Source organism: Bacteroides sp. Marseille-P3684 (genome assembly GCF_900291465.1).
In the GTDB taxonomy this organism is placed as follows: Bacteria; Bacteroidota; Bacteroidia; order Bacteroidales; family Bacteroidaceae; genus Phocaeicola_A.
This window is the reverse complement of record NZ_LT985808.1, coordinates 3,460,419-3,485,679: the sequence shown is the minus strand read 5'-3', so window position 1 is coordinate 3,485,679 and position 25,261 is coordinate 3,460,419. Positions and strand designations below refer to the sequence as shown.

General features: G+C 47.4%; 19 protein-coding genes, 1 tRNA gene and 1 CRISPR repeat array. Of the genes, 17 read left to right on the top strand and 3 right to left on the bottom strand.

Translation table 11 applies throughout. The annotated features are described in order from the left end of the window. Positions 1-11: 11 nt before the first annotated feature. Entirely contained in the window at positions 12-1,046 is a 1,035-nt protein-coding gene (gene pheS / locus C8275_RS13770) for a phenylalanine--tRNA ligase subunit alpha (protein WP_106625582.1), read from the bottom strand. 1,145 nt (positions 1,047-2,191) lie between these two features. Between pheS and C8275_RS13765 the strand changes: the two genes are divergently transcribed. From C8275_RS13765 to C8275_RS13735, 6 genes are all read left to right on the top strand, one after another. Beyond that, the gene (locus tag C8275_RS13765; protein ID WP_106625581.1) at positions 2,192-2,854 is read left to right on the top strand and encodes a hypothetical protein; all 663 of its coding nucleotides are present in this window, start codon (positions 2,192-2,194) and stop codon (positions 2,852-2,854) included. 28 nt (positions 2,855-2,882) lie between these two features. After that, positions 2,883-3,560, top strand: coding sequence for a hypothetical protein (locus tag C8275_RS13760; RefSeq protein WP_106625580.1), 678 nt, complete (start codon positions 2,883-2,885; stop codon positions 3,558-3,560). 11 nt (positions 3,561-3,571) lie between these two features. After that, positions 3,572-4,273 carry a hypothetical protein gene (locus tag C8275_RS13755; RefSeq protein WP_157948289.1) on the top strand — a complete coding sequence of 234 codons (702 nt, stop codon included), beginning with the start codon at positions 3,572-3,574 and terminating at the stop codon, positions 4,271-4,273. 407 nt (positions 4,274-4,680) lie between these two features. Continuing rightward, positions 4,681-5,523: a DUF4348 domain-containing protein gene (locus C8275_RS13745; protein ID WP_106625577.1), complete on the top strand. Its 843-nt coding sequence runs from the start codon at positions 4,681-4,683 to the stop codon at positions 5,521-5,523. A 104-nt stretch (positions 5,524-5,627) separates the two neighbouring features. Then, the gene (murB, locus tag C8275_RS13740; RefSeq protein ID WP_369861223.1) at positions 5,628-6,644 is read left to right on the top strand and encodes a UDP-N-acetylmuramate dehydrogenase; all 1,017 of its coding nucleotides are present in this window, start codon (positions 5,628-5,630) and stop codon (positions 6,642-6,644) included. 26 nt (positions 6,645-6,670) lie between these two features. After that, a complete protein-coding gene (locus C8275_RS13735) occupies positions 6,671-7,429 on the top strand; it encodes an MBL fold metallo-hydrolase (RefSeq protein WP_106625575.1) in 759 nt (252 codons plus the stop codon). 57 nt (positions 7,430-7,486) lie between these two features. On the opposite strand, the gene C8275_RS13730 is transcribed toward C8275_RS13735, so the two are convergent. Continuing rightward, complete coding sequence (locus tag C8275_RS13730; protein WP_106625574.1) at positions 7,487-9,025, bottom strand: hypothetical protein; 1,539 nt, start codon at positions 9,023-9,025, stop codon at positions 7,487-7,489. Positions 9,026-9,369: 344 nt separating this feature from the next. Between C8275_RS13730 and C8275_RS14680 the strand changes: the two genes are divergently transcribed. The 9 genes from C8275_RS14680 (at position 9,370) to C8275_RS13690 (ending at position 21,501) form a co-directional block, all read left to right on the top strand. Then, a complete protein-coding gene (locus tag C8275_RS14680) occupies positions 9,370-9,516 on the top strand; it encodes a hypothetical protein (RefSeq protein WP_157948288.1) in 147 nt (48 codons plus the stop codon). Positions 9,517-9,895: 379 nt separating this feature from the next. Continuing rightward, positions 9,896-11,242, top strand: coding sequence for a signal recognition particle protein (ffh, locus tag C8275_RS13725; protein WP_022384170.1), 1,347 nt, complete (start codon positions 9,896-9,898; stop codon positions 11,240-11,242). A gap of 34 nt (positions 11,243-11,276) precedes the next feature. Beyond that, on the top strand, positions 11,277-12,161 hold the full coding sequence (folD, locus tag C8275_RS13720; protein ID WP_022384171.1) for a bifunctional methylenetetrahydrofolate dehydrogenase/methenyltetrahydrofolate cyclohydrolase FolD: 885 nt from the start codon (positions 11,277-11,279) through the stop codon (positions 12,159-12,161). A gap of 113 nt (positions 12,162-12,274) precedes the next feature. Further along, entirely contained in the window at positions 12,275-13,345 is a 1,071-nt protein-coding gene (locus C8275_RS13715) for a CapA family protein (RefSeq protein ID WP_234395816.1), read from the top strand. Positions 13,346-13,438: 93 nt separating this feature from the next. Next, a tRNA-His gene (locus C8275_RS13710) sits at positions 13,439-13,512 on the top strand. 312 nt (positions 13,513-13,824) lie between these two features. Continuing rightward, positions 13,825-14,179: direct repeats of the CRISPR family, unit length 33 nt; unit sequence TTCAAAGATAGTGATTTGGAAGCAAGTCACAAC. Positions 14,180-14,280: 101 nt separating this feature from the next. Continuing rightward, on the top strand, positions 14,281-14,853 hold the full coding sequence (locus C8275_RS13705; protein WP_106625572.1) for an RNA polymerase sigma factor: 573 nt from the start codon (positions 14,281-14,283) through the stop codon (positions 14,851-14,853). A 94-nt stretch (positions 14,854-14,947) separates the two neighbouring features. Continuing rightward, positions 14,948-15,943 carry a FecR family protein gene (locus C8275_RS13700; RefSeq protein WP_106625571.1) on the top strand — a complete coding sequence of 332 codons (996 nt, stop codon included), beginning with the start codon at positions 14,948-14,950 and terminating at the stop codon, positions 15,941-15,943. A 494-nt stretch (positions 15,944-16,437) separates the two neighbouring features. Beyond that, positions 16,438-19,524, top strand: a complete 3,087-nt coding sequence (locus C8275_RS13695) for a SusC/RagA family TonB-linked outer membrane protein (protein WP_369861222.1) — start codon at positions 16,438-16,440, stop codon at positions 19,522-19,524. Between the two features lie 21 nt (positions 19,525-19,545). After that, positions 19,546-21,501 carry a RagB/SusD family nutrient uptake outer membrane protein gene (locus C8275_RS13690; protein ID WP_106625848.1) on the top strand — a complete coding sequence of 652 codons (1,956 nt, stop codon included), beginning with the start codon at positions 19,546-19,548 and terminating at the stop codon, positions 21,499-21,501. Positions 21,502-21,808: 307 nt separating this feature from the next. Here C8275_RS13690 and ahpC read toward each other — a convergent pair whose 3' ends face one another. Next, entirely contained in the window at positions 21,809-22,375 is a 567-nt protein-coding gene (gene ahpC / locus C8275_RS13685; protein ID WP_022383295.1) for an alkyl hydroperoxide reductase subunit C, read from the bottom strand. Positions 22,376-22,608: 233 nt separating this feature from the next. Between ahpC and C8275_RS13680 the strand changes: the two genes are divergently transcribed. Further along, on the top strand, positions 22,609-22,932 hold the full coding sequence (locus tag C8275_RS13680) for a hypothetical protein (RefSeq protein ID WP_106625570.1): 324 nt from the start codon (positions 22,609-22,611) through the stop codon (positions 22,930-22,932). 186 nt (positions 22,933-23,118) lie between these two features. Next, a complete protein-coding gene (locus C8275_RS13675) occupies positions 23,119-25,257 on the top strand; it encodes a TonB-dependent receptor (protein WP_106625569.1) in 2,139 nt (712 codons plus the stop codon). Positions 25,258-25,261 lie beyond the last annotated feature (4 nt).

Below are 25,261 nucleotides of genomic sequence, written 5' to 3'. Positions count from 1 at the left end.
GCACCGGTACGTCAGTTGGCAGCCTCGAACTCGCGCAGGAAGCGGACGTCGTTCTCGGAGAACATGCGCAGGTCCTTCACCTGGTATTTCAGGTTGGTGATGCGCTCGATGCCCATGCCCAGTGCGTAGCCGCTGTAGACCTTGCTGTCGATGCCGCAGGCTTCCAGCACGTTGGGGTCCACCATGCCGCAGCCGAGGATTTCCACCCATCCGGTACCCTTGCAGAAGGGACAGCCCTTGCCGCCGCAGATGTTGCAGCTGATGTCCATCTCGGCACTGGGTTCCGTGAAGGGGAAGTAGGACGGACGCAGACGGATTTTCGTGTCGCTGCCGAACATCTCCTGTGCGAAGAGCAGCAGCACCTGCTTCAGGTCGGTGAACGATACCCCCTTGTCGATGTAGAGCGCTTCCACCTGGTGGAAGAAGCAGTGTGCACGGTAGCTGATGGCCTCGTTGCGGTAGACACGTCCCGGGCAGATGATGCGGATGGGCGGTTGCTGGCGTTCCATGGTGCGCACCTGCACGGAGCTGGTGTGCGAACGCAGGATGACGTTGCGCGTCACGTCGTCGGGGTCGACATCCACGAAGAAGGTGTCCTGCATGTCGCGTGCCGGGTGGTCGGCGGCGAAGTTCAGCTTCGTGTAGACGTGGAGGTCATCCTCCACCTCGGGACCGTCGGCGATGTTGAAGCCCATGCGGGCGAATATGTCGATGATTTGGTTCTTCACGATGGAGAGCGGATGGCGTGTGCCCAGGGCGATGGGGTAAGCCGTGCGGGTCAGGTCGAGTTCGTCGCAGCCGTGGTCCTGACTCTCGAACACCTCTTTCAGGGCGGCGATGCGCTCCTGCGTGCGTTGTTTCAGTTCGTTGAGCTTCATGCCGACCTCCTTTTTCTGTTCAGCCGGCACATTGCGGAAGTCCGCCATCAGTTCACTGATGACCCCTTTCTTGCTGAGGTATTTGATGCGCAGTGCTTCCAGTTCCTCGGCACTGTTGGCCTTCAAGGCCTCTACCTCTGATAGAAGTTGTTGAATCTTTGCTATCATTATTGTGTCCTTAATGTTTTGTTTGTCTGTGTGCAAAATCGTTGCAAAGGTAATGAAATCTGTGGAATAATGGTTGTTTTTAGCCGACGAGGAAATATTTTCATTCTGCTTCCCTTTCTGTCAGCCGACGAGCGGACGCTCTGCCTTCCGGTCCCGTCGCTTCCCGGAATTGACATTTTGTCAAACGAAGCCCTTCCTGGTGCCCTTCCTCGCACCAAAATACGCTTTCGTGGATTCCGAGGCCCTTCTCAGACGATTCGCAAAATGCAGATTGTCGCCGATAAGCTCCTGGCGCTTTCCATCTGCCATGTGTAAAGATGAAACACGGTTCACCTGTTTTCCTGTAAACGGAAATATCCCTCCCTTTTATTACCATCCGATTTGTTGACACGGTTCTTCTTCCAGCGAACGAAACTTGATGTTTTTGCGTTTCATATTCCAAACATTTGACTTTCTCGGACGAAACAATATTGTTTGGGAGGTGAAACAATATTGTTTGACTTCCCAAACACAAGTGTTTGACGCGTGAAACAATATTGTTTGAGCGTTAAAATGTAAGGATTTCGAAAATGAAGTGTATAGTTTTCTAAAACCAAGTCCTCTTTTTCGGCTTTTTGTTTGCATTCATTTACGTTTGCGCGCTAGTTTGCCCGGATTTTGAAAAGTATGCGTTAGGGCAAAAGCCCCATTCTGTGAAATCTGTCAAGCAAAAGTGGAAGTGCGGCTGCATTCTGACAAAACGGACGGTCCCTTTTAACAATTCGTTTCCCGGGGCAGGTACCGCATACGCGAGACTTACGTCTTTTTCTCAAACCGAAGTACGCCAGTCAGCCCTGCAAGTACGGGATGAAACGAAAAATCGTGTGAAAAATATTCTATAAGTGTATGATATACAAATGAGAATCTTATCCAAAAAGAATCCTAAATCTTAAATTTCTCCTTTGGAAGATGGCTTGTTTCAAACGTATCTTTGTGACTTGCTGACGGCCTGTGTCAGTCGGTCTGACAGAAGCCTTGCAGTGTCGGAGGTTGTCCGCCCGTATGGGACTGTCAGGCGATTTCCGGGGGTAAGTTGTCTGACGCCCCGGGCGGGCAACCCCCGACACTCGATAAAACGTTGCATGAAATAACTGAAAGCCCTAATTATGAAACGATTGCTATTCCTTCTTTGCATGCTGAGTATCCTCCTTACGGATTGGAGTTTCGCTCAGGACATCAAGACTGTCAAACAGGCACTGGATGCGGTGTCTTTTGTAGAACCACCTTTTTCTGCTCGCAAATGGACGCCATTCCCTTATCTGGGTGAATTTCCCATCAATACGGTTATACCGGACAATCTCTATGAGGATTTGCAATCCACCCAGTATATTCATGCTTATAAGAATGAGGATTTGTATCCTTCTCTTTATCTGAAGATGCGAATCCCCGATTCGAAGTACGTGCTAGGGGCTGTTACCTTTGGAGGAGCTACCGATTATTTGAACGACCAGCTCTTTTTGGCTGATGAAAAAGGGAACATCACCGATGTATTGGAAGGCTGTACCCTCAACAGCAATATTGCCATCAAGCAGTATCGGATTTACGAGGACCTGTCCATCACGGTCTCCCATCTGGTTGTAACCAAGCCGGCGCACATTACTTATCATGAGTATTTCACAAATGAGGCACCGGTACGTGCTTATCGTATGGACGAACTCTATCAAGTGAAAGAAGGTAAGTTCGTAAAAGTCGGAGAACGTCCGTTCCCTGAGAAATATTACACCTATGACCAATTGTATAACCTGGATATCTGGGCACCCGGTATGTAGCCCTTGAACCTGAAACAATGAATGGATTATGAAACGCTTTTGTACCTTGATTTGCCTGATTTGCGTATTCTTTGGAAATCTGTATGCACAATATACGCTGGAAGAAGGCTTGGGTCGGATTCCTTTTTCGAAGCTGCCTTATAAGGACCGCTATCTGCCTGTTGAGTATGAAGGTACTTGCTGTATCAGTTTTGATTCACGCATTCCGGCAAGAATGTACGATGACCTTCAATGCAAACAATTTGGTATGGCGGATGAAGTGACTGACTTTATGCCGGATGTTTATTTGAAGATAGTTTTACCTGATAAGTCGATACTAGGTGCTCTTTCCTTTGGAGGGGCGACCGAGTATCGAACTGATATGCTCTTTCTTCGGGATTTAAAAGGAAGGATTAGAGACACATTGGAATGTCGTGTGATGCTTGATGATTCGGCTATTAAACAATATGAACTTCGAGAAAGTGGAGAAGTGGTAGTTTATCAAATGATATTCGAATCGGATAAGCTGATGCTTTATGAAGATTATACAGTGAAACCTGTGCCTGTTACCGGTCATATCCATAAGACAACTTACTTCATCGCTCCGACTAGAAAGTTTGTCAAGACGAAGGAAGAGGATACGGATACTAGGACTTTCTCTTCTGTCTTGTTGCATGAGCATAACCTTTGGGATGAGAAAGCGTTTGGGATGACGTATAAGGAATGAAAGGAGTGATTATGAAACGACTTTATACATTGATTTGCCTGTTGATGTTGGTTGCTATAACTGGTAATAGTAGATTATACGCACAAGAAGATCCATTAGACATAGCCTTAAACCATGTCCCTTATTCTGATTTTCCTTATAAAAATTTAGATACAGGAACAAAAATAATTAATATTGGTCATGACGCTCGGTTTCCCGGAAAGATTTACTTGGATATGCAGCGTAAAAAGGTTTGGGATCCTGCACGGAATCCCTATATGGCTCCAGCTCTTTATTTGCAGATCCCCCTGCCGGATAAGTCTATCCTTGGTGCAATCACTTATGGTGGTATCAGTCCCTATCGGACAGACCTCTTATTCATCCGAGACCGGAGAGGAAAGATTCGTGCAACCTTGGAATGCTGTGTCACACTCAATCAGCAAGTCCTTAAGCAGTATGAACTTCGCGAAATGGGAGAAGTGATCGTTTATGAGATGATTTTTGATTATGAGGGTGAAATGCTGGACTTGGCATACGGTGTGGAAGCAATACCGCTTACGGGTCACATCCATAAGACGACATACTTTATCGCTCCAACCAAGCAGTTTGTCAAGATGAAGGAGGAAGATACGGATACCAAGAGTTTTTCGTCTTTCTTGTTGCAAGAACATAACCTTTGGGATGAGAAGGCTTTTGGAATGATGTATAAGAAATATTTAGATATACAGCGTTAGCTGTTTGAAGAACAAGTGAAAATGTGTCCTGTAAACGAAAAAATGTTCGGTCAAAGAGTTCGGTGTAAATGCAAAAATGTTCGGTGTAAACAGCCAAAGTTCGGTATAACAAAGCGCGCTATAGAGAAAAATATCAAGAATCTTCGAGACAGAGGCATTCTCATTCATGAAGGTTCTGATAAGGCTGGTTATTGGCGTATTATTGTTAAACCACCAACTGAACAATAAACTTATGGAAATAGTCGTTGTCGTTTTGATTACCACCTTTTGATTCTCGTATATCAGCGAAAATCTATACAAACCTCAATATAAAGATTTTGTTTGGGCGAAAGGCAACACGGATTTGTCTCCTTAATCTTTTGTTACTATTGAGAAAAGACCTACTTTTGTGCCAATTTAAAGAAGGTATGAAAACGTTATCTATCGGAATAATCGTGCTTCTGTTGTTTGGCGCATGCAGCAACGGTCAAGGAGCCAAGAGAGTGAATAGCGGAGTTGTGACTGTAGATTCAGTGGCTGCCGATTCCGTGGCGGCTGATTCCGTGCGTGCGATGATGGATGTCCCTGAAAATCTGGATGAGACATTTGACGACTTTGTCTATACGTATGCCTCAGACAAGCAGTTCCAGCTGTATCGGACGCATTTCCCTCTGCTTTATAAGGAAGACAGTGTGCAGACGACCATCGCTCGTTCGGCATGGATTCATGATGCCCTGTATACCAATCTGGAGTTTTATAACATGCTCTTCGACAGTGAGCCGGACATGGAGTATGAGAAGAAGACCGACGTCAACCGGGTCTACGTCTCCTGGCTCTTCCTGGATACGTCGAAGACACGGCGTTACCATTTCGAACGGGTGAACGGACGCTGGATGCTGGAAGATATCGAGGAAACTTCGCTGAAGAATGACCCCAACGAGGACTTCCTGCAATTCTTCTACAAGTTCTGCAACGACTCCATCTTCCAGCGGGAGCATGTGGAGTCTCCGCTGAAGTTCGTCACGACGGACCCTGACGACGACTTCAATGTGATGGAGGCGTTCATTGAGGTCGACCAGTGGTTTGCCTTCCGTCCGAATCTGCCCAGAGACAAGATGACCAACATCAACTACGGACAGCCTTACAGTCCCTCGTCGAAGGAAAAGATTGTCACTTTCCGGGGCATCGGCAGCGGATACAGCAATACGCTCTTCTTCTCGCGCAAGCATGATGAGTGGTACCTGTCCAGCTTTGAAGACCTGAGCAACTAGGAAACGGCTTTGAGCTCCAGCAAAAGGCTTTCCCGGACTTGCATATTCGTTTCTGCACGCCAGGTGCGAAACAGTTTCTAAATCGTGTTCTATATTTGTTTATGATACATCGTTATACAGACTATTCATTGCTGCCGCACAACACCTTCGGGATGGATGTGAAGGCAGCTTTTTTTGTGGAATACACTTCGGTTGATGACCTGCAGACGGTGCTGGCCGAACGTCGGCGTGCAGGCGCTGAAGACCGTCTGCTCCCCATCGGGGGTGGAAGCAACCTGCTGTTCGGAGGCGATTTCAGCGGAACGGTCCTCCATTCTGCCATACGTGGGATGATGCCTGTTGCCGAGGATGACAGCCACGTGTGGGTGAAGGTCGGTGCCGGTGAAGTGTGGGATGACTTTGTGGCCCACTGTGTGGACCGGGGTTGGTATGGTGCCGAGAACCTGTCCGCCATTCCCGGGGAGGTGGGTGCCAGTGCCGTGCAGAACATCGGTGCATACGGTGCCGAGGTGAAAGACCTGATCACCGAAGTGGAAGTAGTGGAGGTGGCAACCGGCGCGTTGAGGCTCATTCCCGCAGCCGATTGCCGGTATGCCTATCGTCAGAGTATATTCAAGAACGAGTGGAAGGGGCGGTTCATCGTGACGCATGTCACCTACCGTCTGGGCAAGCAGCCGGACTTCCGCTTGGATTATGGCAACCTGCGTACGGAACTGGAAGGGAAACCCCTGACGTTGGCAACTGTACGCGAGGCGGTGCGCCGTATCCGCGACAGCAAGTTGCCCGACCCGCGCAAGCAGGGCAATGCTGGCAGCTTCTTCATGAATCCGGTGGTGGAGCGTCCGTGTTTTGAACGAATCCGTGCCGACTATCCTTCCATGCCGTTCTATGAGGTGGATGCCGACCATGTGAAAATCCCTGCCGGATGGATGATCGACCAGTGTGGCTGGAAAGGACGTGCGCTGGGACGTGCCGGTGTGCATGACCGACAGGCGTTGGTGCTTGTCAACCGGGGTGGTGCCACGGGTGCAGAGGTCATGGCATTGGCTGAAGCCGTCCGCCGGGATGTGAAGGAGAAATTCGGTGTCGAGATTCATCCGGAAGTGAATTACATAGTTTAATCCAACTCGGTTCTAAAGAGATTCTTATGAAGATAACGATATTAGGCAGCGGGACATCTACCGGGGTTCCCGAGGTCGGATGCACCTGCGAGGTGTGTCGGTCGGATGACCCGCACGACAAGCGTCTGCGTACGTCGGCCCTGGTGGAGACGCACGACACGCGTATCCTGATTGACTGCGGACCCGACTTCCGGGAGCAGGTGATGAACCTTCCTTTTCAACCCATTGACGGGGTGCTCATCACGCATGAGCATTACGACCATGTGGGAGGTATCGATGACTTGCGTCCGTTCTGCCGCCTGGGTGAAGTCACCCTTTATGCGGAGGACTACACGGCGGAGCGGTTGAGGCGTCGCATTCCTTATTGTTTTGCCGAACATAAGTACCCCGGAGTCCCTCAAGTGAAGCTGCAGGAGATTTATCCGGGACGTCCCTTCTTCATCCGTGAGGTGGAGGTGATGCCTCTTCGGGTGATGCATGGACCCTTGCCAATCCTGGGCTACCGCATCGGGGGACTGGTCTACATCACTGACATGAAGAGCATGCCTGAAGAGGAATTCGCGCATCTGGAGAATGTCGATTGTCTGGTGGTGAATGCCTTGCGCTTTGAACCACACTGGACGCACCAGAATGTGGAGGAGGCTTTGGCTTTTGCAGCCCGTGTCGGTGCGAAAGAGACTTACTTCACGCATGCCAGCCATCACATCGGACTGCATGTCGTGTTCTCCCAGTCATTGCCGCCGCATGTACACATGGCATACGACGGACTGGAAATTGAAGTCTGATGACGGATGGGAGGCTGAAAGCCGGTCCTCTGTCCCTTGAACCGTCCGGTGTCTCGCTCAGTGCTTGAAGTTCAGTGTGATGTTGGTGTTGAGTGTTTCGTTTGCCTCGATGAATTGGAGCGTGATGGTAAAATCGCCGAAGAACTTCGGGTGGTTGAAGAAGAAGGGTGGGAGAATCGTCTTGAACTCATTCGGATGGAGGTAGATGTCCTCCATGTCGGCGAAGAAGGTGAAGTTTGCTTCCGGCGCCAATGTGTCCAGATAGTCGGTCCATGCCACCCGGGCTACCTCGGAGTAGGAACGCTTGTTCAGGTAAGCCCTCAGGTCCTCTTCCCGGTCGGAGAGGATAAGGTACTGTTCGTTGAGGATGGCATGTAGCTTGTCAGCTTCAGCCGCACGTTCCGTCAGCAGGTGTTTCGCCAGCCGGTTGTTGGGCAGCGTGTAGATGGGGTAGGACTGTCCCTTGTGCCAGATGCGCTTCCAGCCGCTTCGGGCTATCTTCTGCCAGGCACCCCGCGTGGCGGACAGCTCGAAACGCAGGGGCAGCAACATGACCCGATGGTCTTCCGTAGAGTCGTTCCCCCGGAATCCGATGATGTCCAGCTCCGTGCGTGTGTAGTCCTCCACAAACCGATAGAAAGCCTGTTGCAGGGGACGCTCGGTCAGGGTATCTTTCCCGGCAATGGAGTCTCGGCAGGCAAGTGCGTCGACCAGGTGTTGGATTTGCGGAATCCCCATCTGATAGAATGTATAGGTGTTTGTCGGGAGGAAATCGGCAGACAGCAACGGGACCCGTGCATGTGCCAGCTGCGGATAGTAACAGTCCTTGTCGCCTTCCGCCCGATAGCACAGTCCGGTCAGGTAGATGGCATTCCCCTGCAGGTGGAGGTCATACTGTGTCCAGTCAGCGATGGGGCGTGTGCGTGCATACAGCCGTGTGGCATTCTCACTCTTTTTCTGTCGGTAGATTTTCGCAAAGAGCGAATCGTGGCGGATGGACGCCTTGTCGGTCGCGGCATCGATGACAGCCTCGATGAGTTTCTTCTGGAAGCTGATGGCATAGCTGTTCTGCTGGAAGAAGCATGCCAGGAACTTCCCGTTGTCGAGCGGGTAGATGATGATTTTCTCCCCTTTGTAGGAGACTTCTTTCGGTGTATATCCTGTGGAACTCAGTTCCCGGAGGATGTCCTCCATCAGGTTGCGGTCGCCGTTGCCCAGGTGTCCGTACAGGACCTGGTCCTCCGGCAGTCCCGGATTGTGGAAGCTGATGAGTACGTTGCTCATGGGGACACTCAGTCCGTGACCCTTCTCTTCCGCTATCTCATCAATCTTGTGGTTGAGGAAGTTGAAGAGGTCGGAGAAGTGGAGCTGTTCGTATTCGTCGACAAAGGGGGTGGCCTCCAACGCCTGGAAGAGGCTGTTGATGTTGTTGGTCTCGATGATGGCCTGTGCATGAAGGGGGACGAGGGAAAAGAGGTCGGCCTTCTGGTTCTTCTCCTTCAGATTCAACTGGGCATAGAAGAACACACCTGTCACGACACAACAAAGGACGAAGACAAGCGTAAGGGTGATTCTTGATTTCAGTTTCCGACTCATGACATCTGTCAAATCTTAAAGTCTCTTTTTCCTACAGTTGGGGCAAATATAAGGAATAATGTGAGAAGTATGAAATAATATTAATGAATTCTCTTGATTTGTTCCAAAATCATTAAGGGATGTTAGAAAGGAAACACGGATGCTCAAAAGAAGTGTCTTTCGGAGCATCCGTGTAGGAAAAGAGTATGGAGAGAGAAATTGGGCAATTGAAAACGGCCTGCCGGGACAGGCGGGACCAATCATCGGACGCACCGGAGATACATCCTGATTTGTCATACCCATGTACATGGTCTTCAACCATGTTTACCGCCTGCAAATATAAATGATAAAAACAAAACTAAGGCATGAATTTTGAAGAAAAGGAAGGACTGAAACAGTTTTATTTGAAACTTATGGGCTTTTTTGTATCTTTTGGACTGATTTCAGGGGATAAATGGGAGCCAAAAGTCAAAATTACCGTTGCAAGGGAGGACGACCGTCTTCTTCTTTAGCCGGTGGTGAATACGGTCGTATGCATTTCAATCAGTGCTGGTACAACCCTGGAAAGGGATTGGCTTTCTCATGCAGTACGACAAGAGGAGGCGGAGCTGCAAGTCTGTTCATCCGTCAGTTGTTCCCTTTCTCCAGCAGAAGTGCCAGCATGTCAAAATGTCAAACGAATCGTTTCACGACGCCCTTCCTTGCACCCAAATGCAGTCGTTGGCTAAAGTTGGACTTCTCGGGCGATTCGTCAAATAAATCCTTGTCAACAGATGAGTTGGGCATAGCGAAACTTTAGCCGGGTAGTCGCAGATTCTGAAGTTTTTTGTACTTTTGCAACATTCTATAGGATTGGACACGAAATAAAAAACAAAACAAGCGATAATATATATGTTCGATAATCTGAGTGAACGACTCGAACGGTCGTTTAAAATCTTGAAAGGTGAAGGCAAAATCACCGAAATCAATGTGGCAGAGACGCTGAAGGATGTACGCCGCGCGTTGCTCGATGCCGACGTGAACTACAAAGTGGCTAAGACCTTTACGGACACGGTGAAGGAGAAGGCGTTGGGACAGAATGTGCTGACTGCCGTGAAGCCGAGCCAGCTGCTCGTGAAGATCGTGCACGACGAGCTGACGACCCTGATGGGTGGTGAAACGGCGGAGATAAACCTCAAGAGCCGTCCTGCCGTCATCCTGATGTCCGGTCTGCAAGGCTCGGGTAAGACGACCTTCTCCGGCAAGCTCTCCCTGATGCTGAAGAACAAGAAAGGACGCAAGCCGTTGCTGGTAGCCTGCGACGTCTATCGTCCTGCCGCCATCGAACAGCTGAAGGTGCTGGGCGAGCAGGTGCAGGTGCCTGTCTACAGCGAACCGGACAGCAAGAACCCCGTGGAGATAGCCCAACATGCCATCCAGGAAGCCAAGGCGAAGGGGTATGACACGGTGATTGTCGATACGGCCGGACGTCTCGCCATCGACGAGCAGATGATGAATGAAATCGAGTCCATCAAGCGTGCCATCGAGCCGGATGAAACGCTCTTCGTGGTCGATGCCATGACGGGACAGGATGCGGTGAACACTGCCCGTGAGTTCAACGAACGCCTTGACTTCGACGGCGTAGTCCTGACAAAGCTGGACGGTGACACCCGGGGTGGTGCTGCGTTGTCCATCCGTACGGTGGTCAACAAGCCCATCAAATTCGTCGGTACGGGAGAAAAGCTGGAAGCCATCGACCTGTTCCACCCTGCCCGTATGGCAGACCGTATCCTCGGCATGGGTGATATCGTCTCCCTGGTGGAACGCGCCCAGGAACAGTATGATGAGGCGGAAGCCAAGCGTCTGCAAAAGAAAATCGAGAAGAACCAGTTCGACTTCAACGACTTCCTGGCGCAAATCCAGCAAATCAAGAAGATGGGTAACCTGAAGGACCTGGCTTCGATGATTCCCGGTGTGGGCAAAGCCATCAAGGACATTGAAATCGACGACAACGCGTTCAAGAGCATCGAGGCCATCATCTACTCCATGACGCCGAAGGAGCGTACACACCCCGAAATCCTGAACAACTCCCGCCGTCAGCGCATCGCCAAGGGTAGCGGAACGAGCCTTCAGGAAGTGAACCGCCTCCTGAAGCAGTTTGACCAGACACGCAAGATGATGAAGATGGTCACCGGAAGCAAGATGGGCAAGATGATGGCACGGATGCCGAAGATGCCGGGCATGCCGAAAATGAAGTAAGTTTGCAAAAGTTACATTAAAAAGAATAGATGCTATGACACTAATCGACGGAAAAGCCGTTTCGGCACAGATTAAGAAGGAAATAGCCGAAGAGGTGGCACAGATTGTGGCTGCCGGAGGCAAGCGTCCTCACCTGGCCGCCATCCTGGTGGGTCACGACGGAGGCAGCGAGACGTATGTGGCAAACAAAGTGAAGGCCTGCGAAGAGTGTGGCTTCAAATCGACCCTCATCCGTTATGAGGCGGATGTGACGGAAGCCGAGTTGCTCGACAAGGTGAGAGAGCTGAATGCCGATGCCGACGTGGACGGATTCATCGTGCAGCTTCCCCTGCCGAAGCACATCTCCGAGCAGAAAGTCATCGAGACGATTGACTACCGCAAGGATGTGGATGGTTTCCACCCCATCAATGTCGGACGTCTGTCCATCGGACTGCCCTGCTATGTGTCGGCTACGCCTAACGGCATCCTGGAGTTGCTCCGCCGCTACAACATCGAGACTTCGGGCAAGAAGTGTGTGGTGCTCGGACGCAGCAACATCGTGGGCAAGCCGATGGCTACGCTCATGATGCAGAAAGCCTATCCCGGAGATGCGACCGTGACCGTCTGCCACAGCCGTTCGAAGGACCTGGTGAAGGAATGTCAGGAGGCGGACATCATCATTGCCGCCATGGGACAGCCCAACTTTGTGAAAGCCGAAATGGTGAAGGAAGGCGCCGTGGTCATCGATGTCGGTACGACCCGTGTGCCCGACGCAACCCGTAAGTCCGGCTTCAAGCTCACCGGCGATGTGAAGTTTGACGAAGTGGCTCCGAAGTGCTCGTTCATCACTCCGGTGCCGGGCGGTGTGGGTCCGATGACGATTGTGTCGTTGATGAAGAATACCCTGCTTGCCGGCAAGAAAGCCGTCTATAAGGATTGAAGACTGTAAGAAATTCAGGGGACGGGCGGACTAGTGAACAGGTTTCTCGTCGCCTTGTCCCCTTTCCATTTATCCACCCGTTCACTTTTCTCCCCATGTTCCTGCAACGATTGATGAAATGCGGATGCCTGCTTCTAGGCTGCATCCTGTGGCATGCTGCCCCTGCACAGACTGTCGACTTGCTGTTTGCCGGCGACCTGATGCAGCATCAGGCGCAAATCGATGCCGCCCGTACGGCGACCGGTTACAATTATGATTCCTGCTTTACGCTGGTGAAGCCCGAGATAGAGAAGGCCGACCTGGCTGTTGCCAACCTGGAAGTGACCTTGGCAGGCAAGCCTTATAAGGGCTATCCGCAGTTCAGTGCCCCCGATGAGTATCTGAAGGCGGTCAAGGATGCCGGCTTCGATGTGCTGGTCACTGCCAACAATCATTGCCTGGACGGCGGAAAGAAAGGGCTGGCACGCACCATTTCGATGCTTGACTCCCTCCGTATTCCTTTTGCAGGGACTTACCGTGATGCTGCGGAGCGTTCCCGCCGTTATCCGCTGCTGGTGGAGCAGAACGGTCTGCGGATTGTCTTCCTCAATTACACGTATGGGACGAACGGGCTGAAAGTGTCTCCTCCCCAAGTGGTCAACTACATTGATACGCTGCAAATCCGCAAGGATATCCAGGCAGCCCGCCGGCTTCGTCCCGATGCCATCATTGCGTTGATGCATTGGGGACTGGAATACAAGAGCCAGCCCGAGGCATCCACCCGTCAGTTGGCACGTTGGTTGATTCGTGAAGGGGTAGACCATATCATCGGTTCGCATCCCCATGTGGTGCAGCCCATTGAGGTATGGGAAGACGAGAAGGACCGCTCCCGACGCCATCTGGTGGTCTATTCACTGGGCAACTACATCAGCAACATGTCAAAGTCCGGTACAGACGGAGGGCTGATGGTTCGGTTGCAGTTGACAAAGAAGGGGGAGACCACTCGCCTGAGTGATTGTGCCTATAGCCTGGTGTGGGTATCACGTCCGGTGTTGAGTGGCAAGAGTCAATATCGTCTTTATCCAGCCGCCAATCCTCCCCAAGACCTTACTCCGGCTGAGCAGACGCGCCTTCATACGTTTGTCGGCGAGAGCCGTCGCCTGTTCGAGAAGTACAATAGAGGCATAAAAGAGTATGTTTTCTGAAAAATATCTACCAAACTATTTGCAGGATTCAAAATAATGCCTACCTTTGCATCGCAATTGAGAAAGCGATATCTCGAAAGCAAAACATATATGGTGGCTGTAGTTCAGTTGGTTAGAGCGTCAGATTGTGGTTCTGAATGTCGTGGGTTCGAGTCCCATCTGCCACCCGTAAGAAACGCTAATTACTAATAAAGTAGTTAGCGTTTTTTCTTTGTTCTCGCCCGGATGAACATGGTTCGGTTCAGTTTGTTTTGGCTCAGTTTGTTTTCCTGGGGATTTAACAAATGGCAGATAAATCTTTGCTATATGAAACATAAAGCCATAGATTATAAATCCGTTTTGTCTTTATTCCTAACAATAGAACTCTTTTGGAAACAATAAATCCCACTCTGAAGTGGGATTTATTGTTTTGAGACAGTCTTTTTTATTTTCCTAATAGGAGAGATAATTTGTGTATAATCAGAGAGTAATGTATAGTGTACTGTCTCTGATGGTTCAAAGATAGTGATTTGGAAGCAAGTCACAACCGTTCATCCTGAAGACCTCCCTGCTGGGAAACTGTCTCTGATGTTTCAAAGATAGTGATTTGGAAGCAAGTCACAACCAAATGGGATTCCCCCTGAATCCTGATATTACTGTCTCTGATGTTTCAAAGATAGTGATTTGGAAGCAAGTCACAACCGTTTTTCATATCAAGTAATTTTTAAGGGGGCTGTCTCTGTTGGTTCAACGATAGTAATTTGGAAGCAAGTCACAACATACGCTTATCCCTGTTTACTTCTACAGTACTGTCTCTGATGGTTCAAAGATAGTGATTTGGAAGCAAGTCACAACTAATCATAGATATAAAAGAATTGAGTTTTTGTTGTTTCCTGCAAGGGAAAGTTTGTATCTTCGCCAAATTCATTGCTAAAATTTGCACTTAGGAGAATACTATGAATGAAAAGGATTTGATATTGAAGTTGAGAACGGGGTCGGTTTCTGCCTATAAAGAGCTTTATGAGCGTTGGATTTCTAGATTATATGCTTTCATTTATCATTATGTGAAGTCAGAAGCTGTTACAGATGATATTATACAGGAAACTTTTATACGTATTTGGGTGAATCATGAATCGTTGAACCCTGATTGTTCATTTAAATCCTATTTGTTTACTATCTCATATCATTTGTTATTAAAGGAGTTGCGCCGACAACTAAAAAACCCATTGTTAGAAGAATATATAGAATATCAAGATCAAATATCCACTTCGGTCGATGGTATAGAGGACGATTTTGATCTGGAACGTTTTCGTATGTTGCTTATTCAGGCTAAGCATAAATTGTCTCCTCGTCAACGTGAGATTTTTGAGTTAAATAAGGAGCAGAATGTGTCTGTATCAGATATTGCAATTCAGTTGTCTATAAGTGAACAGGTTGTGCGAAATCAGCTTTCTGCTGCACTTAAAATTATTCGTTCTGAATTGAAAAATTATACTCTTTTGCTAGCAATATTTCTATTGAACTTTTAGGAAAATGCTATTTTCTGCTTTATAACATATAATTGAGATGTTATAAAATCTCATTTCGGGGATATAACTACCAAACAGCAAAAAAATAGCAGGAATGGATATGCGTAATTCTGACATAGCTGATTTGTTACTGAAGTATCATTCAGGACATATTTCGCGTGAAGAGTTTGTAAGATTGAAAACTCTTATGGAGCAGAGTCGTGATGAGGAGATAAAACCTATTCTTCAGCAACATTGGGAATTATATTCTGATGAATATTTATTGTCCTCAACGAAGAAGGGTGAATTATTTCATCGGCTTGAACGTAAGATACATTTACCGAAGCGTTTCAGTTTGCTTCGGTATTGGATACAAATAGCTGCAAGTATAATACTTGCGGTCGGTATTGGCATGTCTGTTATGGTTTACTTACAATATAGAGAATTGCAATTACTCGGAGAACATAATGTGACAATACGCTCTAATGATTCGCCTTCTACTGTCATTTTGCCTGATGGTACCAAGGTGCGGTTAAATATGAACTCTGTTCTTACCTATAAACAAGATTTTGGTCATAAAGACAGAACTGTAAAGCTGTCAGGTGAAGGCTATTTTGATGTAACACATTGTGAAGAAAAGCGTTTCGTGGTAGAGACTGACTATATTAATATCACCGTTTTAGGAACATCCTTTAATGTGTATGCTTATGAAAATAAAGACTTCTTGGAAATGTCCTTAGTGAGAGGACGTGTGTGCGTAAATACAAATCAGCCTCCTTATAATTGCTTATATGCTCGTCCTAATGAAAAAATTACTTTTGATAAGAGTACAGGGAGATTAAGGCTAGAGCATACTTTGAATCATGTAGAAACATCATGGGTACAACCTATGTTGACTTTTAGCCATACACCATTGCATGAGGTGTTTGATTGCTTGGAAAGAAAATTTAATGTGACAATATGTAGCGTAAATACTGCGTTGGCTGATGATTCCTATACAGGGACATTTAAGGATGAATCCTTGGAAGATATACTTGACATTCTGAAACTACATTATGATTTTGATTATACGCGTATGCATGATACAATTCGTATCGAAATGGGAAAATAGGGAAAATTGTCGAATTAATTGATATAGTTTATGAAAACATAGTAGAATAAAAACAAGACCTCCGGACAAACAAGGATTGGTCCGGAGGAGAGAATCAGTCTGCAAACTATGCTGCAACATAGTTTTATTTAGTGAGACCAATAATTCATAATATCATGAAAAATTTAAGGTGTTTATTTTATAGGAGTACAAAGGTACAGAAAAAAACACGTATTACTAGGAGCTTTACTACTTCTTTGTGTCTGTTGACTTTTGTAGGAGGATTTGCCCAAACGGGAAAGATTAGTTTGGAACTGAAAGATGTTCCAGTCAGGGATTTTTTTAGTGCCATTGAAAAACAAAGTGCTTATCATTTCTCTTATCGGGATAATGACATTGAAAAAACACGGAATATTACAATTTCTGTTCAAGATAAAGAACTTAAGGAGATATTGAGACATGAGCTCGCTGCAAGAGATTTGTCTTATAAGGTATCAGATAGTGTGATTGTCGTATTGCCACTTCAGAAAGGGAAACGTGTATCGTCTGGCAGATTCAAGAAGTTTTCCGGTATTGTAATGGATACGAATAAAGAACCTATAATAGGCGCCAATATTCTGGTGAAGGGATTTTCAACAGGTACCATTACCGATATAGATGGTAAGTTTATGCTTGAAGTCCCTGAAAATGCGACTCTGCAGATTTCTTACATTGGATATGTAGGACAAGAGGTAAGTGTAAAGGACAAGATATCTGCCAATATTGTTTTGTACGAAGATACCAGAGCGTTGGATGAAGTCGTTGTTGTAGGTTATGGTGTACAAAAAAAATCGGATGTGACGGGCGCAATGATACGTGTCAATGATGAAGAGTTGAATTCTCGTCCGGTATCCAATGCTTTTGAAGCCATGCAGGGTAAGGCAGCTGGTGTCGATATTGTAAGCAATGAACGACCGGGAGAGATTGGGACAATTAATGTACGTGGGGTACGCTCATTAAGTGCAAGCAATGCACCGCTATATGTTGTGGATGGTATTCCTTTAATGTCTTCGAGTGGTATTGAGACATTGAATCCGCAGGATATTGAATCTATTGATGTATTGAAAGATGCTTCAGCCACAGCCATATATGGGTCTCGTGGTGCCAATGGAGTGATTCTTGTTACAACAAAGCGTGGTGAGGAAGGTAAGATGAGTATAAATTATTCAGGCACTTTGACAGTCGAGAGTCTGCAGGACTATTCTCGAATGATGAATTCTGAGGAATACATAGACTGGAGGCGTTGGTCATATTATTATTTGAATCCTCAACGTTATCCTCGTGGAGATCAACCTAATAAAAAGAATGACTATGAAATATTTTTGGGAGCTTCGGACCCTTATGCTTGGCATAATATTGAAAAGGGGTGGTCTAATGATACATGGAATGGAGCGCTTGTGCCTACAACTGATTGGGGAAATATGGTTACACAAACGGGCGTCACTCATGAACATACATTAAGTGCCAGTGGAGGTACGGATAAGATTAAAGGTTATGCTTCTGTTGGCTATTTGGATAATGAAGGAACTATCAAAGGGCAATCATATACAAGATATACAGCAAAGTTCAGTCTGGATTTAAAACCTTCATCATGGTTTAATATGGGAATGGATATTAATGGGACATTTAGTGAACAGCAGTATGGTTCCTCTGCTTCAGTCGTAGGCTCTTTGTTGAAAAATATGCCGGGAAATCTGTATGCAGCTTCTACTAGTTTATTTCCTTATGCAGTTCCGTATGATGATCAGGGTAGTCGAATAGATTATCCTGGTGGAGATGATATGGTGAAAAATGTGGCAGAAGAATGGAGGCTGAGTGAAAATGAACGTAGGATGTTTCGTGCAATAGGAAGTTTTTATGCTCAATTTGATATTGGCAAGATGTTTCATCCTCTGGAGGGGTTGCGATATAGGTTTAATTTTGGTCCGGATTTTCGTTATTATCGTAATGGGACATTCCGTGATGCAGAGTCTGTTAGCAGCCAAGGTATTAATCGTGCGTCATTAGCTAATCAGTCTGATTTTTCGTGGACACTTGATAATTTGATTTATTATGATAAAAAAATAGGCAAACATTCGTTAGCTCTAACTTTATTGCAGAGTGCCACCAAATACCATTATGAAGAGTCTTCAATGGCAGCTGAGAACGTTCCTTTAGCCAGTGCGAAGTGGAATGCATTAACCCAAGAGAACGTTGCTCTCTTGGATGAGTGGAATAGTGGATTGACCGAGAAACAATTACTCTCTTATATGTATCGTGTAAACTATGATTATGCAGACAAGTATTTGCTTACGGTCTCTGGGCGTTGGGATGGAGCTTCACAGCTTGCTGAAGGAAATAAATGGGCATTTTTCCCTAGTTTGGCACTAGGCTGGCGTTTAGACCAAGAGAATTTCTTGAGAAATGCAGATTGGATCAACCAGTTGAAATTGCGTATAGGATTAGGTGCTACAGGTAATTCAGCCATTGACCCTTATGAGACAAAAGGTGCGATTGTACCTTTTTATTATCCATTCGGTTCATCTTTGGTTCCTGGTTATGCGGCATCTGAGCCACAGGCAGGTGGTAATAAAGTAAGCATGGCTAATCCGGAGTTGACTTGGGAAAAGACGGTTCAATATAATGTGGGCATAGACTTTTCTTTATTTAAGGGCCGACTTTCTGGTGTCATGGATTTTTATACTTCTCGTACAACGGATTTGTTGATGGCGATGAGTATTCCATCCTTGACAGGTTATACGAATACATTTGCCAATGTAGGAAGAACCTCAAATATAGGAGTGGATATCACGTTGAATACAGTGAATATTAAAACTCCTGCTTTTGAATGGAATACAATCATTAATGCTGCCTGGCAGAAAGATCGGATTGATGAGTTGGCTAATGGTAAGGAAGATGATATCAATAATAAATGGTTCATAGGGGAAGGACTGGAAGTTATTTATGACTATGCTTCAGCTGGTCTTTGGAAAGAAGAAGATGCTGCGGAAATGGCAAAGTTTAATGCAAATGGTCATTCTTTCACAGCAGGCATGGTACGTCCTGTGGATCAAAATGGTGATTATCGGATAGATCCGAATGATGATCGTGTGATTGTGGGACATACGCGTCCTCGATGGACCTTTGGCATGACTAACGGATTCACTTATAAGAATATTGATTTATCCATACTACTCTATGGACGTTTTGGCTATACAGTGGATACTGGTGGCGAATGGCAGGGTGGACGATACATGCAGCGTAAAATTGATTATTACAATGAGAATAATAAGAATGCTGAATATCAGAAACCGATTTATAATATTGGTGGAGGTGACCCCTACTATCGTATTTTGGGTTATAGGCGGGGAGCTTTTTTGAAAATCCGTAATATTTCTCTTGGTTATACATTTCCTAAGGAATGGATCATGAAGTGCGGATTGAAGAATTTGAAGGTTTATGTGCAGGCGAAAAATCCGGGAAGAATCTTTTCTAGTATTGATTTCTTGGAGTTAGATGCTTCTCAAGCGTATACGTCTACATGGAATAGAGGATTTACAGTTGGATTGAAGGCTGGATTTTAACAAAGAACAATTATGAATGCTATGAATTTATATCGTAAAATCAGGTTCCTGGGATTGTCGGGGCTGATATTTGGATGTTGCTTGGTTTCTTGCAGTGATTTTCTAAAAGAGGAGCTAACGACTCAGCAGAATACAGACTATTTTAATACACCGGAAGGTATTGAGGCTTTGGAAGTGAGTTTGTATTACAATTTGCGTTTTCATTTTTCCAAGGAGTGGGCTACAGCTACGACCAATTATGGCACGGATGAATTTCGGGTTGGGGGAGATGGTTCAAATGCATCATGGAATAATTATGATGGGAATTTTCAATCTCAGGTCGTGAATAATTCGACCAATATGAATGACGTATGGGATGGTATGTACATAGGCATTAATAATGCAAACCTGCTATTGAGTAAAATTATGCAAGGTTCATATCAAGGTCCCAATAAAGAGCTTTATATGGGTGAAGCTTATTTCTTGAGGGGATTTAATTATTTGAAATTAGTTTCACAATATGGAGGTGTCCCTCTGAAATTGACTCCCAGTGTAACACCTGAACGTGAATTTACCCGTGCTACGACAGAAGAAACATTGCGACAGATTATTGATGATTTGACAAAAGCTTATAAGTTGTTGCCAATCAAAGCCGCAATGGTTGGAAAGATGACTAAAGATGCAGCAGCTCATTTTCTGGCAAAAGCTTATTTGTTGCGTGCTAGTGAGATAAATGATGGGTGGAACCAATCTACGAGAAAGGCAGATTTGGCAGAAGCGTTGCGTCTCTCTCAAGAAGTAATCGAAAATCGTTCTTTGGCTATAAATTTTGCTGATTTATGGAATTATACTGTTCCTAATGGGCCTAATGAGACGCTTGACGAGATTTTATTGTCTGCTCAATTCTCATCAGAGGTGTCAACAAAGGGGGTAAGCGGTAACCAATGCCATCTTTATTATATCTCAGTTTACAGGGATTTGCCACAAATGCAACGGGACATTGCGGGGGAACGTGAATATCAGCGTTTGCGTACGACCTATTATATGTATAATATTTATGATATGGTCAATGACTCACGGTTCTGGAAAAGCTTTAAAACAAAATATGCTGTAAATAATCCGGTAAAAGGCTCAATATACCAACAGGGGGATTTGGGAGTTATGTATGTCATAAATAGACCTGGAGATACACGCTTTGCAGATGTCCAATTAAGTGAAGTGGTTACTTACGAAAAGACTGGTAAGAAAATACCGACTGTATTTGTTGCATATCCAGCGGACAGGAATGGGACTGATGATGAGGCTTTATATGATTTTACGAACAGATACGCTTCTTTGAATAAATTCATAGATGGCTCTCGGGAGAGTGTGACCAGCCGTGTAGGTTTTCGTGACGGAATATTGGCACGAGTTGGAGAAACATATTTAATTGCTGCTGAGGCGTTGATTCGTCAGGAGCGTTATGTAGAAGCTTTAAAATACATAAATGCTTTGCGAGCGCGAGCCGCTTATAAAACTGGTGAAGACCGTTCTGCATATTGTGATGGCGGAGCAGCTTATAATGAAAATGCTCTAGGTTATGCAAGTATGGGAGCCGTTAATTCTTATTTTGCCGAAAATTCATATTATGAATCAAACAATATACCGGTAACAACTTCGGCGACTAGTTTGGAAATTGCTGATATTCATAAATTGCCTAAAGCAGATGAGGACATTATTGCTAAATTGGGGTATAGCTCCAATTATGACCGGATGATGTGTCTTTTACTGAATGAGCGTTCGCGTGAGCTTTGTGGCGAGCTTCTTCGTTGGGAAGATCTGTCTAGAACTAAGACGTTATTGGCGCGAGTGAGGGCCTTTAATCCTGATGCGGCACCTAATATTCAAGAACGTCATAATTTGCGTCCTATTCCGCAAACATATTTGGATGCCATTCAGATTGACGGGCATGCACTGACACCGGAGCAAAAGAAAGCACAACAGAATTCCGGCTATTGATTGTAGCTTAATAGTGAATTATAAATTGTTATTTTAATCGTCTGAGAAGTCTTGTTTTTTTACCAAAGTACAGAGCGGTGGTAAGTGGGGCTTCTCAGGCGATTTGCTACCTATATGAAGTATTGATTCTTTTATTCTAGACCCTCCTCTATTGTGATGGGGTGGAATGACATTAGGATATATAGGTGAGAAGATTTACCTGTCTGTTTAGAAATAGAAAATACCCCTGATATAAAACAAGCATGCAAGTACGGTTTGCCCTCCGTACTTGCATCTTGACTTCGACCTGTTTCTGATCCGATTGAGATTACAGTTTGCCCACCAGGTCGATGCTGGGCTTTAAGGTTGCAGCGCCTTTTTTCCATTTGGCAGGACAAACCTCACCGTCGTGGGACGCTACGAATTGGGCAGCTTCCACTTTACGCAAGAGCTCGTCGGCGTTACGTCCGATGTTGTTATCCTGAATCTCGGCAAGCTTGATCTGACCTTCCGGGTTGACCAGGAAAGTGCCTCGGTAAGCCATACCTTCTTCTTCAATCATGACACCGAATGCACGGCACAGGGCACCTGTCGGGTCGGCAAGCATGGGATAGTGGATGTTGCGGATGCTCTCCGAAGCGTCGTGCCAGGCTTTATGGACAAAATGTGAGTCGGTGCTGACAGAATAAACCTCTACACCCATTGCCTTGAACTGGTCATAGTTTTGAGCCATGTCAAGCAACTCTGTCGGGCATACGAAGGTGAAGTCTGCCGGGTAGAAGAAGAAAATAGCCCACTTGCCTTTTACATCTTCATTGGTTACCGTGATAAATTCTCCGTTATGAAATGCCTGCACCTTGAATGCGGGCAGTTGTGAATTAATAATGGGTTCCATAATTGTAATCATTAAAAAGTTTAAGCGTGTACAAAAGTAGTCGGCGGGGTTGAATGCTGCAATCACCATTTCTAGGTATTTTGAGAGGCGTTGGCAATTGTAAAGCGAAAACCGGAGCTGCCCGTCGGTTCTTCGTTAGGCATATTTGCAAAATGATACAGTATATTAAGATAATATGTGACAAGACTTCCCGATAAGAGTTCTATATTTGCAGCATGTCGAAGAAACATGGAATGAAAACAACGGCTAAACGCCGGATTGCCGTGGCATGGATGCTGTTCCTGGTACTCATGCCTTTCTTCGTGGTGAAGACCCTTCATCACCACGGGACGTGTACCCAGGATGTTTGCCGGAGTGCCGACGGGCATGAGCATTCTTCCGAGGAACAGTGCCCCATCTGCCATTTCATGCTTTCACCTTTCACTGAAGCCGAGTCGCTGCAAGTGGAAGTTGCTGTTCCGGTATCTGAAGCTGAATATTCCCTGTATGTGGCGATGCCGGACCGTAGGTGTATCCACCTCTTTCAACTTCGCGCCCCGCCTGTTGTTCTGGTTTGATTTTCCCTCTAAGAACAACAAATTTCCTACTCTCATTACATTTTTACCGTAAGTCTGTTCGGATACAGGCATCGGACGGTGTGTCCGTATGTTCCGGCTTCTTCGGATGCCGGGATTTACGTCAGGGATGCATTGTACCTGCCCGGTCCGCTCAGAGAGAATATGTATTCATTTATGTGAAAAGCAATGCGAAACATTTTTGTGGGCATTCTACTCCTTTTTATGTTGCATTCCCGGGCGGAGACGTCCGACACCATTCCACCGCATGCTGCAAGGAGCGTGACGCTGGATGAGGTTGTCGTGGTCGGCGGACGGGAGGAAGCAGGCAGCCGTCTGCTCCCTTCGCTCAACGTCGTCCGTGTGGGGCAGGACTGGATGGACGAGCAGCGTGCGGGCAGCTTGATGCAGACGCTGGACGGAGTGCCGGGCGTGCGTGCCATGCACATCGGTTCCGGACAATCGAAACCCCTCATCCGGGGCATGGGATTCAACCGCGTGCTGGTGGTGGAAAACGGACTCCGGCATGAGGGACAGCAGTGGGGCGACGACCACGGACTGGAGATTGACCAGTTTGCGGTCGACCGTGTGGAAATCATCAAGGGACCGGCTGCGTTGTTCTATGGCTCGGATGCCATTGGCGGAGTCGTCAGTCTGCACAGTCGTGTCATGCCGATGAAGCCTTTCGAAGCAGGTGTCCGTCTGTTTGCGCAGACGGGGAATGCTTCGGCGGGGCTGTCTGCCCGTGTTGGCGGACGTCGGGGGAGACATTATTATAAGGTATGCTTTACGGTGGTCGATTATGCCGACTACAAGGTGACGACAGACAGCGTCCGTTATTACTCCTACCGGATTCCCTTGCGGAAGCGTCGGTTGCGGAACACGGCTGGCAGGGAGTATGACGGAAGCATGGCCTGGGGATATACCGGCGAGAACTTCTCCACCCGGGTCGATGCGTCGCTGGTGCATCTTGAGAGCGGCTTCTTTGCCGACGCGCACGGACTGGAGGTGCGACTGTCTGACATCGATTATGACCGTTCGTCGCGTGATGTCGACCTGCCTTGCCAGCGGGTGAATCATGTGAAACTGACAAATCACTCCCTTTGGCAGACTGGGGACGTCCGTTGGGAGAGCCGCGTGGCTTATCAGGCGAATTGGCGCAAGGAGCTGTCGGAGGCGGTGTCCCATGGCTACATGCCCCTTCCGCCCGGCAATGTGGAGAGGAGCTTCCGCAAGCAGACGCTGGCAGCCGGCATCGGTCTGGAAGTGGATGTCCAGGAAAGGCACCGCTTGCAAGCCGGACTGACGGCGGACTTCCAGCACAACCGTCGCGGCGGTTGGGGGTTCATCCTTCCGGCTTTTGAAGCACTGTCGCTGGGAGGCTATCTGCTCGACCGCTACACCTTGTCGGATGCCCTGACGCTGAATGCCGGCATCCGCGTGGACCGTGCAAGTCTGCATGTGCACCGTTACCGTGACTGGTTCCTCACTCCGGTGGCGGATGCCGACTCGGTCCATAAGGAGCGTTCGCCTGAAGGTCGTTGGACGTTCCGGAGTCTGACCTGGTCGGTCGGAGGACGTTACGTGTCGGGGGCATGGACCTGGAAAGTCAATGTGGGCAAGAGCTTCCGTGTTCCCCAGCCTCAGGAAGTGGGAGCGGACGGTGTCAACTACCACGTCTTCCGTTATGAGAAAGGCATGCCGGACTTGCAGCCCGAAGAGTCTTACCAGCTGGATGCCGGCATGGCATGGCGTACGGAGCAGGCACATCTCCACCTCGAACCCTTTGTGAACTATTTCCCGAACTACATCTATCTCCTGCCGACAGCCGGCTATACGGAGGGCTTGCAGACGTATGTCCATACCCAGAGCCGGGTGTTCCGTTGGGGCTTTGAAGCCGGGGCAAGTTATCGGGTGCTGCCCCGGTTGGAAGTCGGTGTGCAGGGAGAGTACCTGTATGCCGTCCAGCTTTCGGGTGCCGGCAAAGGGACCGCCCTGCCTTTCTCCCCACCCTGGAGAGCCGGACTGGAGTTGAAGTACGTGTTCCCTTCCGCGGACGGGACGGGGGACGGGTTCGTCGGATGCAGCTATACGCTCGTCGGAAGCCGGAACCGCATCGTCCCTCCCGAACTGCCCACGGCGGGTTATGGACTGGTGAATGTGTCTGCCGGGAAAGCCTTTGCCTGGAAAGGACATCGGATGAGCGTGCACGTGCAGGGGCTCAACCTGCTCGGCAAGCGCTATTACGATGCCACGAGCTACTACCGTCTGATTGATGTGCCCGGACCGGGACGTCAGTTCTCCGTCCTGCTGGGGATGGAACTGTGACGGG

Bases quoted from the DNA above. Each gene is read 5' to 3' on its own strand.
- C8275_RS13715 (WP_234395816.1), top strand. From the start codon at position 12,275: ATGAAATGCGGATGCCTGCTTCTAGGCTGCATCCTGTGGCATGCTGCC.
- C8275_RS13675 (WP_106625569.1), top strand. From the start codon at position 23,119: ATGCGAAACATTTTTGTGGGCATTCTACTCCTTTTTATGTTGCATTCC.
- C8275_RS13745 (WP_106625577.1), top strand. From the start codon at position 4,681: ATGAAAACGTTATCTATCGGAATAATCGTGCTTCTGTTGTTTGGCGCA.
- C8275_RS13730 (WP_106625574.1), bottom strand. From the start codon at position 9,025: ATGAGTCGGAAACTGAAATCAAGAATCACCCTTACGCTTGTCTTCGTC.
- C8275_RS14680 (WP_157948288.1), top strand. From the start codon at position 9,370: ATGAATTTTGAAGAAAAGGAAGGACTGAAACAGTTTTATTTGAAACTT.
- ahpC (WP_022383295.1), bottom strand. From the start codon at position 22,375: ATGGAACCCATTATTAATTCACAACTGCCCGCATTCAAGGTGCAGGCA.
- ffh (WP_022384170.1), top strand. From the start codon at position 9,896: ATGTTCGATAATCTGAGTGAACGACTCGAACGGTCGTTTAAAATCTTG.
- C8275_RS13755 (WP_157948289.1), top strand. From the start codon at position 3,572: ATGAAACGACTTTATACATTGATTTGCCTGTTGATGTTGGTTGCTATA.
- C8275_RS13705 (WP_106625572.1), top strand. From the start codon at position 14,281: ATGAATGAAAAGGATTTGATATTGAAGTTGAGAACGGGGTCGGTTTCT.
- C8275_RS13760 (WP_106625580.1), top strand. From the start codon at position 2,883: ATGAAACGCTTTTGTACCTTGATTTGCCTGATTTGCGTATTCTTTGGA.
- C8275_RS13690 (WP_106625848.1), top strand. From the start codon at position 19,546: ATGAATTTATATCGTAAAATCAGGTTCCTGGGATTGTCGGGGCTGATA.
- C8275_RS13735 (WP_106625575.1), top strand. From the start codon at position 6,671: ATGAAGATAACGATATTAGGCAGCGGGACATCTACCGGGGTTCCCGAG.
- C8275_RS13765 (WP_106625581.1), top strand. From the start codon at position 2,192: ATGAAACGATTGCTATTCCTTCTTTGCATGCTGAGTATCCTCCTTACG.
- folD (WP_022384171.1), top strand. From the start codon at position 11,277: ATGACACTAATCGACGGAAAAGCCGTTTCGGCACAGATTAAGAAGGAA.
- pheS (WP_106625582.1), bottom strand. From the start codon at position 1,046: ATGATAGCAAAGATTCAACAACTTCTATCAGAGGTAGAGGCCTTGAAG.
- C8275_RS13680 (WP_106625570.1), top strand. From the start codon at position 22,609: ATGAAAACAACGGCTAAACGCCGGATTGCCGTGGCATGGATGCTGTTC.
- C8275_RS13700 (WP_106625571.1), top strand. From the start codon at position 14,948: ATGGATATGCGTAATTCTGACATAGCTGATTTGTTACTGAAGTATCAT.